This window comes from Leifsonia sp. 2TAF2 (assembly GCF_052115085.1).
Taxonomy (GTDB): domain Bacteria; phylum Actinomycetota; class Actinomycetes; order Actinomycetales; family Microbacteriaceae; genus Leifsonia.
In genome coordinates this window covers 2189221-2206720 of the sequence record NZ_JBFRFY010000001.1, presented here as the reverse complement: position 1 = coordinate 2206720, position 17500 = coordinate 2189221, and the positions used below count along the sequence as shown (strand labels likewise).

Annotated in this window: 18 protein-coding genes and 1 tRNA gene; 6 read left to right on the top strand and 13 right to left on the bottom strand. The window is 68.9% G+C overall.

The window, feature by feature from the left end; all coding sequences use genetic code 11:
• Positions 1 to 3: 3 nt before the first annotated feature.
• On the bottom strand, positions 4 to 948 hold the full coding sequence (locus tag AB4Z18_RS10650; protein ID WP_441782649.1) for an ABC transporter ATP-binding protein: 945 nt from the start codon (positions 946 to 948) through the stop codon (positions 4 to 6).
• Between the two features lie 94 nt (positions 949 to 1042).
• Positions 1043 to 1846, bottom strand: coding sequence for an inositol monophosphatase family protein (locus AB4Z18_RS10645; protein ID WP_441782648.1), 804 nt, complete (start codon positions 1844 to 1846; stop codon positions 1043 to 1045).
• Positions 1847 to 1905: 59 nt separating this feature from the next.
• On the opposite strand from AB4Z18_RS10645, the gene AB4Z18_RS10640 reads away from it, so the two are divergent.
• The 5 genes from AB4Z18_RS10640 (at position 1906) to AB4Z18_RS10620 (ending at position 4825) form a co-directional block, all read left to right on the top strand.
• On the top strand, positions 1906 to 2250 hold the full coding sequence (locus tag AB4Z18_RS10640; RefSeq protein ID WP_441782647.1) for a hypothetical protein: 345 nt from the start codon (positions 1906 to 1908) through the stop codon (positions 2248 to 2250).
• 116 nt (positions 2251 to 2366) lie between these two features.
• Positions 2367 to 3494, top strand: a complete 1128-nt coding sequence (locus AB4Z18_RS10635) for an AI-2E family transporter (protein ID WP_441782646.1) — start codon at positions 2367 to 2369, stop codon at positions 3492 to 3494.
• 77 nt (positions 3495 to 3571) lie between these two features.
• Positions 3572 to 3647: transfer RNA gene (locus AB4Z18_RS10630), tRNA-Lys, on the top strand.
• A 540-nt stretch (positions 3648 to 4187) separates the two neighbouring features.
• Positions 4188 to 4358, top strand: coding sequence for a hypothetical protein (locus AB4Z18_RS10625; RefSeq protein ID WP_441782645.1), 171 nt, complete (start codon positions 4188 to 4190; stop codon positions 4356 to 4358).
• Positions 4355 to 4825, top strand: a complete 471-nt coding sequence (locus AB4Z18_RS10620; protein ID WP_441782644.1) for a WapI family immunity protein — start codon at positions 4355 to 4357, stop codon at positions 4823 to 4825. Before AB4Z18_RS10625 ends, AB4Z18_RS10620 begins: the two co-directional genes overlap by 4 nt.
• A gap of 30 nt (positions 4826 to 4855) precedes the next feature.
• On the opposite strand, the gene AB4Z18_RS10615 is transcribed toward AB4Z18_RS10620, so the two are convergent.
• Positions 4856 to 5194, bottom strand: a complete 339-nt coding sequence (locus AB4Z18_RS10615; protein ID WP_441782643.1) for a metalloregulator ArsR/SmtB family transcription factor — start codon at positions 5192 to 5194, stop codon at positions 4856 to 4858.
• Between the two features lie 67 nt (positions 5195 to 5261).
• Between AB4Z18_RS10615 and AB4Z18_RS10610 the strand changes: the two genes are divergently transcribed.
• Entirely contained in the window at positions 5262 to 6191 is a 930-nt protein-coding gene (locus AB4Z18_RS10610) for an NAD(P)H-binding protein (RefSeq protein ID WP_441782642.1), read from the top strand.
• Here the strand turns inward: AB4Z18_RS10610 and AB4Z18_RS10605 are convergent.
• The 10 genes from AB4Z18_RS10605 to AB4Z18_RS10560 form a co-directional block, all read right to left on the bottom strand.
• A complete protein-coding gene (locus AB4Z18_RS10605) occupies positions 6172 to 7014 on the bottom strand; it encodes an NAD(P)-dependent oxidoreductase (RefSeq protein ID WP_441782641.1) in 843 nt (280 codons plus the stop codon). The two genes, AB4Z18_RS10610 and AB4Z18_RS10605, sit on opposite strands and share 20 nt — an antisense overlap.
• A gap of 244 nt (positions 7015 to 7258) precedes the next feature.
• Entirely contained in the window at positions 7259 to 8533 is a 1275-nt protein-coding gene (locus tag AB4Z18_RS10600; RefSeq protein WP_441782640.1) for an RNA polymerase sigma factor, read from the bottom strand.
• Positions 8534 to 8556: 23 nt separating this feature from the next.
• Complete coding sequence (locus AB4Z18_RS10595) at positions 8557 to 8898, bottom strand: YciI family protein (protein ID WP_441782639.1); 342 nt, start codon at positions 8896 to 8898, stop codon at positions 8557 to 8559.
• A gap of 101 nt (positions 8899 to 8999) precedes the next feature.
• Positions 9000 to 10058 (bottom strand): glycoside hydrolase family 130 protein, encoded by a 1059-nt coding sequence (locus AB4Z18_RS10590; protein ID WP_441782638.1) that lies wholly within the window; start codon positions 10056 to 10058, stop codon positions 9000 to 9002.
• Positions 10055 to 11074 carry a hypothetical protein gene (locus AB4Z18_RS10585; protein ID WP_441782637.1) on the bottom strand — a complete coding sequence of 340 codons (1020 nt, stop codon included), beginning with the start codon at positions 11072 to 11074 and terminating at the stop codon, positions 10055 to 10057. The genes AB4Z18_RS10590 and AB4Z18_RS10585 overlap by 4 nt, the downstream gene beginning before the upstream one ends.
• An 18-nt stretch (positions 11075 to 11092) precedes the next feature.
• On the bottom strand, positions 11093 to 12022 hold the full coding sequence (locus tag AB4Z18_RS10580) for a carbohydrate ABC transporter permease (RefSeq protein WP_441782636.1): 930 nt from the start codon (positions 12020 to 12022) through the stop codon (positions 11093 to 11095).
• A complete protein-coding gene (locus AB4Z18_RS10575) occupies positions 12019 to 12996 on the bottom strand; it encodes a carbohydrate ABC transporter permease (protein ID WP_441782635.1) in 978 nt (325 codons plus the stop codon). The genes AB4Z18_RS10580 and AB4Z18_RS10575 overlap by 4 nt, the downstream gene beginning before the upstream one ends.
• Positions 12997 to 12998: 2 nt before the next feature.
• Complete coding sequence (locus AB4Z18_RS10570; RefSeq protein ID WP_441782634.1) at positions 12999 to 14306, bottom strand: ABC transporter substrate-binding protein; 1308 nt, start codon at positions 14304 to 14306, stop codon at positions 12999 to 13001.
• Positions 14303 to 15364, bottom strand: a complete 1062-nt coding sequence (locus tag AB4Z18_RS10565) for a LacI family DNA-binding transcriptional regulator (RefSeq protein WP_441782633.1) — start codon at positions 15362 to 15364, stop codon at positions 14303 to 14305. Before AB4Z18_RS10565 ends, AB4Z18_RS10570 begins: the two co-directional genes overlap by 4 nt.
• Positions 15361 to 17433, bottom strand: coding sequence for a hypothetical protein (locus AB4Z18_RS10560; protein WP_441782632.1), 2073 nt, complete (start codon positions 17431 to 17433; stop codon positions 15361 to 15363). Before AB4Z18_RS10560 ends, AB4Z18_RS10565 begins: the two co-directional genes overlap by 4 nt.
• Positions 17434 to 17500: the final 67 nt, after the last annotated feature.

Sequence of the window (17500 nt, the reverse complement as noted above, 5' to 3'; positions counted from 1 at the left end):
GGCTCAGTCCTCCTGGCGGCTCTCGGCGCCGTAGACCTCGACGAAGATGTCGTCGAGCGATTTCCGGGTGGGGGAGAATCGCGAGACGGCGACCCCCGCATCCACCAGGCCGGCAAGGATCGCGGACGGTTCGGCGCCGTCCGTCGCCTCGAGCTGGGCGCGACCGTTCTCGTCGGCCAGTACCCGGTAGGCGGGGGAGTCGGGGATGGCTCCCGCGTGATCGACCTGGATGATCGTGCCGCCGAACTGGTCCTGCACCTCGGCGACCGTGCCGTAAGCCCGCGCCATGCCGTCCTTGAGCAGGATGACGCGGTCGCAGAGCCGCTCCACCTCCTCCATCTGGTGGGTCACCATCATGACGGTGGCGCCCGCGCGTTTCTGGTCGTCGATGATGTCCATCAGGAGGCGACGGTTGACGGGGTCGAAGCCCTTCGTCGGCTCGTCCAGGATGAGGAGCTCCGGCTCGTTCATGATCGTCACGCCGAGCTGCACCTTCTGCTGCTGACCGCCGGAGAGTTTGTCGAGCCGCACCTTCTCCTTCTCGCCGATGCCGACCCGCTCCAGGTACTCGCGCGACCAACGGCGCGCCTGCTCGGCGCCGAGGCCCTTGAGGCGCCCGAAGTAGACCATCACGTCGATGACGGACTCCTTCTTATACAGCCCGCGCTCCTCCGGCAGGTAGCCGAGCCGCTCGCCCGCCTCCGGGCTGAACACCCGCCCGTCGATGTGGAGGACCCCGGCCGTCGGCTGGTAGATGCCGAGCAGTGCGCGGATGGTGGTCGTCTTGCCCGAGCCATTGCTGCCCAGGAAACCGAAGGTCTCGCCGCGGCGGATGTCGAAGGAGAGGTCGCGGATGACGGTGGTGCGCCCGAAGTCCATGCGGAAGTTCGCGATGTGGACCAGGGGCTCCGTCGTCGTGACCGTCGGTGCGGCTGTCGGTGCGCTCATCGGGGTCAGCCTAGGGGCTCCGGGCGGGTGTGCGAAGGGTCGACGTGCCGCATCCGCTCGGATCCGGGGGTCGAGATCGGGATGTCCGCCGACGTCAGCCCGCGAGGGCCTCCAGCAGTGCGCGGTGGATGAGTCCGTTGGAAGCGAGCGACGAGCCGTTGCCAGGGCCGGGAGTGCCGTCCACCGAGGTGAACGTTCCGCCGGCCTCCTCGACGATGGGGATGAGTGCGGCGAGGTCGTAGGTCTTCACGCCGAACTCGCCCACCGCATCCACCAGTCCCTCGGCCAGCAGCATGTACGACCACATGTCGCCGTACGCGCGGTCGCGCCAGATGCGGCGGGTGAGCGCGATGAGCCGGTCGAGGTAGCCGGCCTCGTCCCACTGGGCGATGCTCTGGAAGCTGAGGGAGGCGTGCTCCAGGTCGTCGACGCCGGAGACGTGGATGCGTCGGGGTGCGGCGCCGGGCGCATCCGTCGTCCAGGCCCCGCCGCCCGCGGCCGCCCACCACCGACGGCCGAGCGCCGGCGAGCTGACGACGCCCACCCGGGGCGTTCCGTCGATCGCCAACGCGATGAGGGTGCCCCAGACCGGCACCCCGCGCAGGTAGTTCGCGGTGCCGTCGATCGGGTCGATGATCCACTGCCGTGCCGTGTCGCCCTCGGTGCCGTACTCCTCACCCAGGATGCCGTCGCCCGGACGCTCGGTGGCGAGCGTCTCGCGGATCGCCCGCTCGACCGCCAGGTCGGCCTCGGTGACGGGGGAGCGGTCTGGCTTCGTCTCCACGTGCAGGTCGAGGTCGCGGAAGTGGTCGAGCGAGATCGCATCCGCCGCATCGGCGAGTTTCAGGGCGAGGTCGAGGTCGGGGGCGAGAGCAGTTGACGCTGCGGTGTCTGTCACGGTCCGAGCCTAGCGTCGCGCACTTGGCAGGCGCCCGGCCTGAGGGTACCTGTGGATACATGCGAAAGATCGCTTATGCGGGGACGACGTTCTACACCGGCGATGATCTGGCCGAGGCCCTCATGGAGTACGCACGGGCGCTCGCGCGCCACGACATCGCCGACACGATCTTCGTGCCGGGGCGCACGGTGAACGGGGAACTGGACCGGATCGAGATGCTGGTCGGCCCCGCCAGCCAGATCGTGAGCGAGCCCATCGAGCTCGTCGGGCCGGAGATCCGCGATGAGGAGCTCGTCGCCAAGCTCGGAGCGCTGACCGCGGAGCTGTCGCCGCGCAAACCGACCGCCGAGCCCGCCGATGGTTCGGCAGATGGAGTGCGCAGCCACGCCGACGACCTCGGCTGACGGTCTGGGCTGACCGCGCGGACTGACGGCCCCGGCGAGGGTCGCCGCCGGTCCTTGTCGGCTGGCGCCCCCTCCAATACGCTCGCGTTAGCCCGTCGGGCGCGATCGGAGGCAGCATGCGGTTCATCCGGCCACCGGTGAGCAGACGCTCGGGCAGCTCCGGCTCCGCCTCGGCTTCCGGCGCCGATGCCGACCGCCGGCCGCTCCTGTCGCGGAGCCCATTGCTGTTCGGCTACCTCATCGCGCTGGGCGCCATCGGCGCCGTCGCCACCGGGCTGATGCTGTACGGCCTCCGGTCGATCATCTTCTCGGTCTTCCTCGCGATGTTCGCCACGGTCGGTCTCGACCCGCTCATCCGCTGGTTCGAGCGGCGCGGGATGCGGCGCGGCTGGGCGATCCTCACCGTCATCCTGATCATCGTCGCGGTGCTCGTCGGGATCATCTGCGTGGTCGTGCCCCTGATCGTGCAACAGATCTCGTTCCTCGCCACCGCCGTCCCCAAGGAGATCGCGGCGCTGCGCGCGGAGGGCTGGTTCGACACCGTCAACGATGCGACGAACGGCGCGCTCGCCGGGCTGGTGAACTGGATCGGCGAGCAGGTCCAGGACCCGAACACCTGGGCGACGATCGGCAACGGCCTCGTCGGTTTCGGGCTCTCGGTGCTGAATGCGTTCACCACCGGGTTCTTCATCGCGATCCTCACCATCTACTTCATCGCGTCGTACGACTCGACGAAGCAGGCCGCGTACCGGCTGGTGCGGCGCTCGCACCGCGCGAGCTTCGAGAGCTACACGGAGCGCATCCTGCAGAACTTCGGCAAGTACCTGAGCGGGATGGTCATCCTCGCCTTCTGCAACGCGGTGTACAGCCTCATCCTGCTGCTCGCCACCGGCGTGCCAGGCGCGTTCCTCATCGCGCTCGCCGCCTTCTTCATCACCCTCATCCCGCTGATCGGAACGGTGCTGACGACCGCGGTCATGTCGGTGCTCGCATTCATCCACTCGCCGGTGAGCGGCGTCGTCGTGCTCGTGCTGATGCTCGTGTACATGCAGCTGGAGGCGTACATCCTCACGCCGCGGGTGATGGGGAAGGCCGTCCAGGTGCCCGGATCGGTCGTCCTGATCTCCGCGCTGGCCGGCTCCACGCTGTTCGGACTGCCTGGAGCGCTGGTCGCGATCCCCATCTCGGCGGGCATCATCCTGATCATCAAGGAGGTCGTCATGCCGCGCAAAGAGCGCACCTGAAGCGAGCGATCCTCGATTGGCGAGAACCGCGGACCGGATGCTAGTGTTGAGCCTCGGTTCGGGAAACTGAACCGGATGCGCCTCTAGCTCAATCGGCAGAGCAATTGACTCTTAATCAATGGGTTCAGGGTTCAAGTCCCTGGGGGCGCACCACACACCGTGAGGTGGCGAGAAGCCCCCGATCCCTTGGAAACACTGGGATCGGGGGCTTTCTCGTTGTCGCGGGTCAGCGCCTGATCCGGTCGTTTGCCCACATTTCGCCAAATCTGATTGAGCCGCTCTTCTGCGCTTCTTGGAGGGTCCTCCCGAAATGCATCTCAAGTAGGACGCGCGTCTCGGCCAGGAGCGGTTGACTAACGTCCTATGCATACAGTGCGCGGATGGATGGAGAACGGTTGATTTCGGCCGACCGTGGAAGTGTCGATAAGTAATCGCAGATATCAATTCGGCTCGAAATGGGACAACTTTCGAACCGTTCTTGTCACCTACTCCGGCGACCCTGATGACCCGAGTAGCGAAAACACTTTCGTCCGCAGAACAGATTGATTTCACCCGCGGACCTCACTACCTCGTGGTGGCTCTTGGATCTTTCAAAGCCGGTCGTCCCTTCAAGGGACGGTGAAGTTGCGGGTATCCGTCAGGGTCGGAGCATCGAAGACGGCCGGCCGCTGCGACCCGCGTTAGAGTGCCTGCATGGGCGAAGGGATCGAGCGCTTCCTCGACTGGGCTGCTGAGCCGAGCGGCCTGAGCGGCGGGAACGATTTGCGGGTTCACGGGCCGGAAGAAGCGCGCAGTGTGTGGCGGATTCCGTTTCCGGATATTCGCGTGTCGGGTTCAGGATTCGTTACTCGTGACGCGCGATGAGAATGCGTTCCGCGGGGTCATCGGTCGAGTTGACGATCGAGGGATATCAGTTTCCCGAGCTGGCGCCGGCTGCGGATCCGTCCGACCATGACGCCACGTGGTTGCGCGTTCGCGGCACCGTTGGCGTAAATGGCGTCGAGTGGTCTTTCGTTGACCCCTGTCTGATGACGGTTGAGGCGCAGGAACTTCTGGATTGGCTTCGTGAAGTCGCGGAAGGCGGCTCACCAGAAGAACTGTGGTTCACGGAACCGAACCTCGCTTTCGCCCTCGACGACTCCAACCCAGAGGGTGCCGTCTTGCGCCTGACGTTCTCGAATGAGTCCGCTCCAGAGGAAACTTCCGAGACTCCTGCACACATCATCATCCTGAATATGGCTCTGCGCGACGTCGAAAGCGCCGCGGATGAGTGGGCGTCAGAACTCAGGCCTTACCCGGTTCCTTGCCGACAGCTTCCGAACGGAACCTGAGTCTCTCGGCCCGGCGCTTACAACCAGCGTTCAGGCCTTGGCCGGGCGAGTGCTCGCGCGACCCGAGCCGCGCTTGCGAACCTCACGGAGGACGATCTGCTCCGGGCAGACCGTGGACAGGAAGTCGCCGACGGAGAGGGCCAGGCGGTCGCTTACCAGGGAGTAGAGGATGCGGTTGGCGTCGCGCCGCTCAGTGACCAGGCCCGCCTGGCGCAGCACGCTCAGATGACGCGAGATGGTGGGCCCGGTTGCGTTGAACCTCGCCGCGATCTCGCCGGCCGCCAGTTCGCCGTCCTTGAGGTCCTGCAGGATCTGCCGCCGGGTGGGGTGGGCCAGCGCGGCGAAGATCTCGGTGGCGGCATCTGTCATGGTTGCAATATAGCACTATTGCTAGATACGGTTTAGCTTCGTTGCTAATAAGCGAAGGAGCGTAATCGTGCGAGTAGCCATCACAGGCGGTACCGGGTTCGTCGGACGTCACCTGGCGGAGCGGTTGGACCCCGACGAGACGGTCCTGATCTCGCGCCGGACCGGTGTCGACATCGACGACGTGGATGCGCTGGCACGGGCGTTCGCCGGCTGCGAGGTCGTCGCCCACTGCGCCGGGATCAACCGGGAGATCGGCGACCAGAGCTTTCAGCGCGTCCACGTCGACGGCACGCGGGCGGTCGTGGAGGCTGCCCGTCGGGCTGGAGTGAGGCGCATCGTCATGGTCAGCTTCCTGAGGGCCAGGCCGGACTGCGGCTCCGCCTACCACGAGACGAAGTGGGCCGCTGAGGAACTCGTCCGTAATTCAGGACTCGACCACACCATCCTGAAATGCGGGATGATCTACGGTCCCGGCGACCACATGGTCAACCACGTCACGCGCGCCGTGCGGACGGTGCCGGTGTTCGCGACCGTCGGCTTCCGGGAGCGCACGGTCAGACCGATCCCGGTCGATGACGCGGTCGACGTCCTGCTGGCAGCGGTCGAGGGACGCATCCCGGAGCCGACGGTCGCCGTGATGGGCGCGGACGAACTGACGCTCGGCGAGGCCGTTCGCCGCATCGCGCGGGTCGCCGGACGTCGTCCGGTCTACGTCCCCGCCCCGGTCTGGACGATTCGCGCACTGGCGCAGCTCACGGAGTGGACGATGGTCGTCCCGCTCGTCGCGAAGGCGCAGGCGCGCATGCTGGACGAGGGCGTCAGCGTGCCGGCGCCGACGGTTCCGGAGCTGCCTGTCGACCTCCGACCGTCGCGGTCGTTCAGCGACGAGCGGATCCGCGCTGCCCTGCCCGTCGGCGGCTTCGGCTGGGAGGACCTGCGGATCGTGGAGTGGTGGTCGCGTAAGCGCGGCGGCTCGGTCAGCGGTCGCGGGCGATGACCGAGAAGTCCTTGTCGCCCTGGCCGGCATCGATGGCGCGCTGCAGCTCGGCGGCGACGAGGGCAGCCGCGGGGAGGGGCGTGTCGGCGGTAGCCAGCATGAGGCGCAGGTCTTTGGCGAGGAGGGCTGCGGAGAACTGAGTGTCGTCGAAGTCGCCGGACGCGACGACCGGCCCCTTCATGCCCGCGATCGGCGCAATCGTCGTAAGGGGGAGCAGGGAGAGCACCTCGTCGGTCGCAAGGCCCCCCGAACGGCCCAGCCGGAGGGATTCGCTCAGCGCCTCCATCGAGATCGCGAGGGCGAGATTCGCGACGAGCTTCCCGGTCGCCGCCTTGGCCGGAGAGTCGAAGGTGCGGATCTTGTCCGGGTCCGCCCACAGGGCGACGATGGTGCGCGCGTCCCGGGCGGCGTCGTGCTCGCCGCCGATGAGCACGGCGAGGCTGCCAGCGCGGGCCGGGGCGAGGGAGCCGACCACCGGAGAGTGCACGTAGCGCACCTCCTTCGATCGGGCCCAGGACGCGAAGTCGTCGGCGTCGGTCGGCGCCACGGTGGTCACGTCGATCCACAGGGCACCCGAGCGGATGGGCAGCGGGGGCTCGATCACCGTCTCCCGTACCGCATCCGGGCCGAACAGCACGGTGATGACGGCCTCGGCGCCCTCGACCGCCTCCGCGGCGGACGCTGCGATGCGGGCTCCGCGACGACCGACCGTCTCGGCGGGGCCGGGGGAACGGTTCCACGCGGTGACCCGGTGCCCCGCGTCGATGAGGTGGGTGACGAGTTCGCGGCCCATGCGTCCGAGGCCGAGGAGGGCGATGTCCATGGGTCCACTGTGCGCCTCCACGCGCGCTCGGGGAAGGGGCGGGGATGGTCCTGTTTTCAGGACGCGGAGCGCGGGCCGGGTCCTGTTTTCAGGACGCTGGCGCTGGGCCTGTATTCAGGAGAGCGGGGACCAGACGTGCAGCTATGTCCTTTATTCAGGACATAGCTGCACCTGCAGCGCCGGATCTCCTGAATACAGGAGCTCAAGACGGGTCCTGAACACAGGGGTCGCCGCAGGCCTGTTTTCAGGAGCCCGCGAGCGCCTCGCGGCGCCGCAGCAGAAACGCACGCTCCGCCTCGCCTCCGCACAGCGATGCGGCCACCCCGTACTCCTCCGCGGCCTCCGCCTCGCGTCCCGCCCGCAGCAGCAGCCCCGCCCGCACCCCGTGCAGCAGGTAGAAGCCGTCGAGCGTCTGCCGCAGCGGCTCGACGGCGGCAAGCCCCGCCTCCGGCCCGTCGACCTCCGCGACGGCGACCGCGCGGTTCACCGCGACGATCGGGGTCGGGGATGCCTGCAGCAGCTGGTCGTACAGCGCCACGATCTGCGGCCACTCCGTCTCAGCTGCCGTGTGCGCGTCGTCGTGCACGGCCTGAATCGCCGCCTGCAGCTGGTACGGACCGGGACGGCCGCGCAGCAGGCAGGCGCGCACGAGCTCGTGGCCCTCGGCGATTCGGGCGGCGTCCCACAGCGAACGGTCCTGCGAAGGGAGCGGCACCAACGTACCGTCGGCATCGACCCGCGCGGCTCGGCGCGCATCCACCAGCAGCAGCAGCGCCAGGAGACCCAGCACCTCTTGCTCGTCGGGGAGCAGGGACCGCACCTCGCGCGCGAGCCGGATCGCCTCGTCGCACAGCTCCTCCCGCACGAGCCGATCGCCGACGCTCGCGGCATAGCCCTCGCTGAAGACGAGGTACAGCACGGCGAGCACCGAACCGAGGCGCGCGGGAAGATCCGCGGCCGAGGGGATGCGGTACGGAATGCGCGCGTCCCGGATCTTCGCCTTCGCCCGGGAGATCCGCTGCGCCATCGTCGCCTCGGGAACGAGGAACGCGCGCGCGATCTCCGCCGTCGTCAGCCCGCCGAGCAGGCGCAGGGTCAGGGCGACGCGCGCCTCCGGCGAGAGGGCGGGATGGCAGCAGGTGAAGATCAGACGGAGGCGGTCGTCCGGGATGTCGTCGGCCTCCGGTGCAGCGTCTGCGGCGGTCAACTCGGCCAGCCTCGTCGCTTCGACTTCTTTGGTCCTTCCCGCAGCATCCCGCCTCAGCCGGTCGATCGCGCGGCGGCGCGCGGTGGTGATGATCCATCCCGGAGGCGACGGTGGGATGCCGTCCCGCGGCCAGCGGACCACCGCGACGGCGAAGGCCTCCTGCACCGCGTCCTCGGCGCGGTCGAGGTCGCCGAGGACGCGATACAGCACCGAGACGGCGCGGCCGAACTGCTCGCGGAACACGCGGGCGATGGCGGCGTCGTCCGGCTCAGCCGCTTCCGTGCCTGCCGCATCCGTGCCGACCGCGTCCATCCCGGTTCCCGATTCCCCGCCCGTCAGCCCGCGAACGGCCGCACTTCGATGGGCAGGGTCGTCGCGAGCGCGAGGCGGCGGCCCCACTCGAGTGCCGCATCCAGGTCGGGCGCTTCGACGATCGTGAAGCCGCCGAGGTGCTCCTTGCCCTCGGCGAACGGGCCGTCGGTGATGAGCACATCGCCATCTTCCGGGCGAAGCACGGTCGCGGCCGACGCCGGGAGGAGGCCGTTGGAGAACACCCAGGCGCCCGCCGCGCGGATGTCCGCGTTGAGGGCGTCGAGGTTCGCTCCGATCTCGGCGAGTGCCTCGGGCTCCGGGATGGGGCCGTCGGGCTGGTAGACGCTGAGCAGGTACTGGGTCATGGTCGTGATCCTCTCCGGCGCCGCCGTTGCAGCGGCGCTCTCACCGTCTACACGAACACCCTCCCGCTATTTCGACACCGCCCGCTAGTTCCCAGATTCGGCTAGCCCTCCACCCGCTCCAGCAGCGCCACCCCGATCTTCGAATCGGCCATGCCGTAGAAGACCCAGTCGCGGCCGTACACGGTCTCGATCGCGGTCGGGAAGACGACGTTCGGCACGATCCCGCTCCGCTCGTCCTCCGTCTCGGCCGAGAGCAGCGGTTCGCTCGTCCGGTCGACGACCTTCCAGGGCTCGTCCGCGTCGAGGATCATGGCGCCGGCCGCGTAGTTGACGTTCTTCTGCTGCGCGACCCCCGTCTCGAGCCTCCCGGTCACGCCGTGATGCAGCAGCAGCCAGCCCTCGGGAACCCGGCGGGGTGCTGGCCCTGCGCCGATCTTGAGCTCCTCGAAGGGGAACGCAGGGCCTGCGACGAACCGGTTCTGCCGCCAGCGGGCCAGCTCTCGCAGGTCGCGCTGCACCGCATCCAGAGGGATGAAGGCGATCCAGAGGCTCGGCCGTTCCTCGCTCCCGGCAGGTGGATGCGCGCCCTCGCCCGCGCGGATGTCACCGAGATCCCACACCGGTCGGTGCAGCACCGCGAGACTCGGGGTGCCGTCCGGGGCGGTGACTGGCTCCGGGAAGAACACGGTGTCTTTGTTGATGAACAGGCTCAGATCGATCCCGAGCGCGTCGTCGTACTCGAACGAGACGGGTCCGAGCCGGCGCCAGGCTCGCAGGTCGTCGGAGACCGCGACCGCGGTGTGCGGCCCGAGCGGGCCGTAGGCGACGTAGGTCATCACGTGGAGGCCGAGGGACGGCACGAAGGTGACGCGCGGGTCCTCGACGCCCGCGTTCGACCGGCCGCGCTCGAAGGGACGGTCGGGCTCCAGCACGACGCCCTGGCGCTCGACGGCGACCGGGACGCCGTCCTCGACGACGACCCGAGCGAGGCCCACGCGCGAGACGTTGCCCTCGGCGACCAGGCGCGGCAGCAGGTACAGCTCGCCGTCGGGGCCGCGTCCCGACGCCGGATTCAGCACCCCCTCCGCCTCCAGGGCGTCGCCTGCGACGGGCGTCATCACGACGCCCGCGCGTGAGAGCCGATACGGAAACACAGTCATGCGTCCACCTCCCGGTAGAAGTACAGTTCACGAATCCCGGCGGGCGCATCCCAGCCCTGGGCGAAGGACCAGCGCCCGTCCAGCTTCTGGAGGCCGCCCCAGGCGAGGGATCCGCCGCGGTTCACCTCCAACTGGGTGAACGGCTCGTCGAGGCGGTACAGCGCCTGCGCGGCGGCGAAGTCGCCGTCGGGGTCGGCATAGAAGAAGTCGAGCACCAGGCGCTCGCCGTCGACGACCGCGCAGGCGACCTCGAACAGCGAGCCGCCGAGCGGGGACAGGTCGAGGTAGGGCTGGACGTCGAAGCTCCAGTCCAGCCCGTCGCGGGAACGCCCGACGGTGGGCCGGCCGCCGGTGCCCTCCGACAGGAACATGAGGTACTCGCCGCCGATCCGCACCGCCCGGCCACGCTCGTCGCGGGGGATGACCGCGCCTTTCGCCCAATACTCCGACACCTCGTAGGGCACGACGAGACCGCGCTTGTCCCACCGCTCCAGGTCGTCGGAGACGGCCGAGAGGATGTCGACGGCGACCGAGCCGTCGTCCCGCCGCCAGATCCCGTTGTAGAACATCACGTAGCCGTCGTCGAGGGCGTAGACCTTGGGGTCCTCGCAGCCGAGCGTCTCGTTCACGAACGTCGGATAGATGACCGGGTTGGCCGTCGAATCCCGCCAGACGCCGTCCCTTCGGACGGCGTGGCCGATCCTGCTCGCCGTCGACTCCTTGCGCGGCGAGGCCCGGTAGAAGAGGTGCACCTCGTCTTCGCGCTCGATGATCGTCGGGTTGAAGATGGAGTCGCTCGTCCATCCCACCCCCGTCGGGTCGTCCCACTGGCCTTCCAGGCGGAAGGTCAGCCGGTCGTCGCGGGCGAACGGCCCGATCGCCCAGTCCGGGCGCACAGGATAGTGCGCCGAGAACTGGTCGGTCGAGATCCGGTCGGTGAGGGCGTTCGTGTGCGCGAGCGCCTCTTGGTAGCTGGCCAGCAGCGCGTCGTGGCCGGCAAGCGCGAGGTGGTCCATGGTCTCCTTTTCGTCGGCTCAGCCCTTGACGGACGAGCCCAGGTCGGTCGAGGTGAAGTAGCGCTGGAACACGATGAACAGGATGACGACCGGCGCCGCCAGCACGACGGCACCCGAGAGGATCGCTCCGTACGGGTTCGCGGTGGAGCCTGCGACGGTCGAGATGTAGTTCGCCAGCGAGACGGCCAGCGGCTGCAGGCTCGCCTCCTTCGTGATCAGGAACGGCCAGAGGAACTCGTTCCACGGGCCGATGAAGGTCAGCAGCAGGACGGTCACGAGCGCCGGGCGCACCAGCGGGAGCGCGATCCGCCAGAGAAGCCGGAACTCGCCCGCGCCATCCACCCGGGCCGCATCGAACAGCTCTTTCGGTAGTTGCAGGAAGTACTGCCGGAAGATGAGCACCGCCGCCGAGTTGATCGCGAACGGGAGGATCATCCCGAGGTAGTTGTCGGCGAGCCCGTAGTTGCGTGCTATCAGCACGTAGAGCGGGATCATCAGCAGCTGGAACGGGATGGTTTGCACCAGCAGCGCCAGCGCGAAGGTGACCCCGCGTCCGCGCCACTGCAGCACCGCGAGCGAGTAGCCCGCCAGCACGCCGAACACGACGGTGCCGAGCAGCACCCCGCCGGTGAAGATCCCGGAGTTCACGAGCCCGGTGAACAGATTGATGCGGGAGTTGATCTCCGCATAGTTCTGCAGCGTCAGGTTGGCGGGGTTCGGGAACGCGCCGGCGATGGTCGTGTCCGGCTCGTTCTGCAGCGAGCCGACCAGCATGTAGTAGAAGGGGAAGAGGAACGCGATCGCGCCAAGGGTCAGCACGATGCCCTGCAGGATGGTCTGCCCGCGGCTCAGGCGGCGGGGCGTACCGAGGTCCTTCCGTCGCCTGGTCCGCTTGCTCGGTTGGGCCGGCTCCGGTGCGATCGGCCGTGGTGTGGTCTCCGTGGTCATGACTCGTTCCTCCCTCCGACGAAGCGGTTCTGCAGCCAGCCGATGATGAGCACGCCGATCACGAGGATGACCCCGATCGCGGACGCGTAGCCGGGATGCCCCTGCTGGATGCCCTGCTGGTAGATCAGCAGCACCGGCGAGGCGGAGCGCCCCTCCGGCCCGCCGCCGCCGGTGAGCAGGTACGGCTCGGTGAACAGGTTCGCTCCGGTGATCGTCGCCAGCAGCAGGACGAGCACGGTAGCGGGACGCACGCCGGGCACGGTGACGGACATGAACTGCCGGATCTTGCCCGCGCCGTCGGTCGCCGCCGACTCGTACAACTCGGTCGGGACGTTCTGCAGCGCTGCCAGGTAGAGCAGGATGTAGAACCCGAGTCCCTTCCAGGTCACGTAGATGGCGATGGAGGGCATGGCGAGCGTCGGGTTGGAGAGCCAGCTGGGGCTCGGCGCCAGCGGGCCGAGGATCTGGTTGACCAGCCCGTTCTGCCCGAACAGGAACAGCCAGACGGCGATCGTCGCCACGCTCGCCGTCACATACGGGACGTAGTAGCTGACCCGCAGGAACGTGCGGAAGCGCACGATGCTGTTGAGCCCCGAGGCGAGCAGGAGCGACAGGATCACCGTGAGCGGCACGTTGATGATGAGGAAGATGCCGACGTTGACGAACGACTGCTGCACCTGGGGGTCGGTGAACGCCTGGATGTAGTTGTCGAAGCCGACGAACGGACGGTCGACGTTCGCCCCCGGCGCCGCGAAGAAGTAGTCGAAGAACGACATGTACACCGCGAAGCACAGCGGGAACGCGAAGATCCCGAGCACGAACACGAGGTACGGGGCGCTGAACAGCCAGCCCAGGGGGTTGGTGCCCAGGATGCGCTGGATGAGCGGCGGCCGGTGGGTGCGCCCCGAGCCGGCGGCGGGCGAGGTGCCCGCCGCCGGGGGTGCCCCAGCGGTACCGCGGAGGGAGGTGCTCATGGCTACTTCTGCGCCTGCAGCTTGTCGATCTTCTGCGCGGCGGTCTTGAAGACATCCTCGACCGATCCGCTGCCGTTCACGACGGCCTTGGTGTAGGCGTCACGTAGTGCCTGCATCTGGGCGATCGTGTTGGTCCCGGTCGGGTCGTCCACGGTCCGCGCGCTCTGCGCCCCGAACTCCTTGTACGCCGGGTGCGACGCGAAGTACGAGGCGTAGGTGGTGGCGAGGTCGGTCCGGATGGGCATCTGGCCGCTGACGTCCAGAAGCTTGCCGTCCTGGTCCTTACTCGTGGCGAACTTCAGCACATCCCACGCCGTGCCCTGGTTCTTGCAGGAGGTGTACATGCCGATGTTCTTCGCGTCCGGGAAGGTGTAGGTCTGATCCGCGGATTTGCCGTCCTTGGTCGGGACGGGCACGGAGCCCCACTGCACCTTGTCCCCGTAGTAGGCGATCGCCCACGGGCCGACGATGGCCATGGCGGACTTGCCGTCCTGGAACGCGTCGCCCTGGTACTGCTCCTTGCCGGCCAGGCCGTCACTGTAGATGGTCTTCCAGAAGTTGGCGACATCTAGCGAGTCCTGGCTGCTGATGGTGGCCTTGCCGTCCTCGATGAACGTCTTGCCGCCGGTCTGCGCTGCGAGCAGCGGCAGGTAGTCGAAGTTCACCTGGAAGAACTCGCTCGTCGGCGCCGGGTAGATGGCGTACGGTGCAGCGCCGGACGACTTGATCTTCTGCGCTGCCGCCAGGAACTTGTCGTACGTGGACAGGTCCGGGTTGTTCGGGTCGAGTCCGGCCTTCTGGAAGATGGCCTTGTTGTAGAAGATCATGACCGGGTTCTGCTTCCACGGCATCTGGTAGTAGTCGCCGTCGGCCGACTTGTACTGGGCCGCAGCGTCGCCGCTGCGCGCCTCGATGTACTTGGCGCCGTCGGAGAACTTGGACAGGTCGACGAGTCCGCCCTGCTTCTGCCACTGACCGGTCGCGGCGGGGAGGTTGTTGAACACCAGGCAGGGCGTGGTGCCGGCGGTGATGGCGGCGCCGATGACCTCCTCGGTGCTCTTGCCGGCAGGCACCTCCTGGGCCTTGATCTTCTCCTTCGGGTGCGCGGAGTTCCAGGCCGAGACCATGGCCTTGCCCCACTGCACCTCCTGCGTGTTGTTCGAGTACCAGATCGTGATCGGGCCGTGGGCTTTCATGGCGTCGCCGCCACTGCCTCCGCTGGAACCGCAGGCGGCCAGGGTGCCGCCGATGAGGCCCGCGGTGAGGAGCGAGACGGCGATCCGGCGCCGTCGTGGGGTGTTCCATCTCATGGTGTGTGCCTTTCGGGGTGTGTGCGGGGTTCGTTCAGCTTCGATGCCGGCGGTGCGGTGGATGCGCGCACCACCAGCCGGGCGGGGGGCAGGGCGACGTCGTCCGCTTCGCCGTGGTCCGCCAGCCGCAGCAGTGCGGTGGCGGCGGCGATGCCCCAACCGGCCGGGTCGTTGTCGAGGGTGGTGAGGGAGGGATAGACGAACGACCCGATCTGAGAGCCGTCCAGTCCGGTGACCGAGAGCTCGCCCGGCAGGTCGAGTCCTCGCTCGTGTGCGACGCCCATTCCCGCGATCGCCATCGGGTCGTTGCCGTAGACGATCGCGGTCGGGCGGTCTTCGGTCTCGAGCAGGGCCTTTGTGGCCTCGGCGCCCTGTTCGGGAGAGAAGTCGGTGGTGACGACGACGGGGGAGAGGCCGACGGCCCGCGCCGCGCTCTCGAACCGCTCGCGCCTGCGGAGTCCGTGCAGCATCCGCTCGTCGCCGGAGACATGGGCGATGCGGCGGTGACCGAGGCCCACGAGGTGCGCGACGAGCTCCTCGATTCCGGAGTCGTAGTCGCGGGTGATGACGGGGAAGGGGCTGCCGCCGGGCGGTTCGCCGAGCGACACCGCGTACGAGCCGAGCCGTGCGATGAGGGGGATGCGCTCGTCTTCGGCCAGCAGGTCGGTGAGCAGGAACCCGTCGACCCGCTTGTCCGCGACCAGGCGCTCGTACGCGCGCTCTTCGGTCTCCCGGTCGGGCACGACGGTGAGCACGAGGACGTGGCCGCGCTCAGAGAGGACGGTCTCGACACCCGCGATGAACGCCGCGAAGAACGGGTCGACCTCGATGGTCCGTGGTTCGCGCCGCAGCACCAGCCCGAGGGCGTACGCCCGTCGGGTGGTCAGGCCGCGCGCGCCCGGGTGCGGGGTCCAGCCGAGGTCGCGGGCGGTCTGCAGGATGCGCTCCCGCGTCCCGCTCGCCACTCCCGGACGCGCGTTGAGGGTGAGCGACACGAGCGACTTGCTGACGCCCGCCGCGCGGGCCACGTCGTTGATCGTGACGTTCTCCGGACTCATCGCGGGCTCACCGTCGTGAACCCTCCCGGCTGCACCCAGACGACCGCGTGGCCGCCGGAGGTCTGCGCGCGGCCGACCTGTCGGCCGGCCGAGTCGTAGCGCGTCACGGTGACGGGTCCGCTCGCGTCGAGCTTCTGCGGCACGGGCAGCTTCGTCGCGTTGACGTAGACATCGAGGGAGGAGGTGCCGGCAAGGCCCAGGTGCGACACGATCGGCTGCACGAGCACCGCGTCCAGTCGCGCAGTTCCGGAGACCCGCGCGGTCACCGAGGTCGCCTGTGCGGGCACTGGCACCGGGAGTGTCTGCGGCAGCAGGAAGATCGGGCTGGGCGCGATGCCCTGCTCGCCGGGCCGCACGTTGTCGGTGCGGCCGAGCGGGAGGGTGAGACGGCCCACAGCGGCGGTCCAGCTGGTGGTCCCCGAGCCGCCGGGGCCGAGATCGGCGATCGGCAGGATGCGCGCCGCCGGGTGGCCCGCCGGCAACGGGATGGTCACGGTCGACCCGTTGCCCGCCTGCAGGTAGGCGCCGCCCGACCAGTTCGCGGAGCCCGTCCAAGCCGATGGCGGAGTCACGACGGTCACGGCGCCCGTGGTGGTGCCGGTCTCGGCCTCCGCCACAGTCAGCCCGACGGTCGCCGTCGTGCGGGTCAAGGAAGTGGCGGCGCGGGCGATGGCGGGATGCGCATCCAGAGCCAGCATGCTCAGCTGGGTGTGGATGACGGACTCTGCCCCGCAGTTGTGGTTGACGGTGCCGTCACCGGCGATCCCGTCGACGCAGACACCGGTAGCCGGGTCGTAGGCCGGGGCGCCGGCGCGGTTCGCGCCGAAGTACCAGGCTCCCTGTGCGCCGGCCAGCGCGGCGAGCCCTGCGGCGCCGGTCGCGTCGGAGGCGGCGATCAGCCCCTCGAGCCGGGAATCGACGCCATAGGCGATCTGGGTGCGGTCGGCGGGTGTCGGCGTCCAGCCGTTGTCCGGGCCGCCGGTCGCGAGCAGCTGGGCGGTGAACTGGGCGAGGTCGGTGGAGGCGGCGCGCTGCAGGGAGGCGTCGCCGAGCACGGTCGCAGCCGAGGTGAGAGCCGCCGGCTGCATCCCGGCCCAGGCGTGCCAGAAGGTGGGGGAATTGGCCTCGGGGAGCAGCGCGCCGAACGGCCACTGCCCGATGCCTCCGCTCTGGAGTTTCGCGATGCCCTCCGCGTAGTGCGCGAGAGCGGTGCGTGCGGTGGTGTCCGCCGGCTGCGCGGCGACGTACGCGCTGAGGCCGAGGACGGCCTCGGCAGTCGCACCGGCGCTGCCGACGATCAGCCAGCCGGGTACCCCGTTCGCGACCTGGGTCTGCGGGTACTGCGCGAGCGACTGGCGGCCGAGGGCGGTGAGCGCGAGGTGCATCCGGTCGGCGAGGAAGGCGGCGAAGGCGGGGTCGGCGGCGCGGAAGCCCGCATATCCTTCCCCGAGCGCCCAGACCGTGCGCGCCAGCCAGAACGACTCGGCGGAGTCGGACGGGTCGGGCAGCTCCTTCGGGATGGCGGAGGGGTTCAGTGTGCCGTCGTGCTGCTGCCAGAGGACGACGTTGCCCGCATTCGGCCCATCGGCGGTCTGCAGGTACGTCAGCGAGCGGAGCAGTTCGTAGGCGCTGGTGCGGCTCGTCGCGGTGCCGTTCTGCTTCCAGTCGCGCAGGTAGACCACCGCAGCGCGGGAGATGTCGTCGGCGTCGTAGGCGCCCTGCGCGTACCAGCCGCGGGCGGCATCCGTGATCGGGCCACCGCCGACGCGGTGGAAGCTGCCGTCGGCCTGCCTGTCCGCGTACACCCACGGGGCGCGGGCGACCGGCTCCTCGGCGGCGCGATACGTGGTGTGCCCGGCGACGCCCGGCAGAAGGGGGACGTCGTCGAGCAGGAAGTCGAGATGGGAGAGGTTGGTCAGCTTCGGCTGAGACGCCTCGGCGGCGGATCTCGCCGGCGCTTCGGCGGTGCCTGCTGCCTGCGCGGGAAGGCTCGTCGTCGTCACGGCGAGCAGAGCGCCCAGGCCGACAGCGAGCACGGCCCGCGGCATCGTCAGTTGTCGGTTGCGCATCGTTGCGACCCCTCATGGATGGGGCGGCCCCGGGCTTCGAGGCCGTCATCTAAACCGGTTTAAAGGA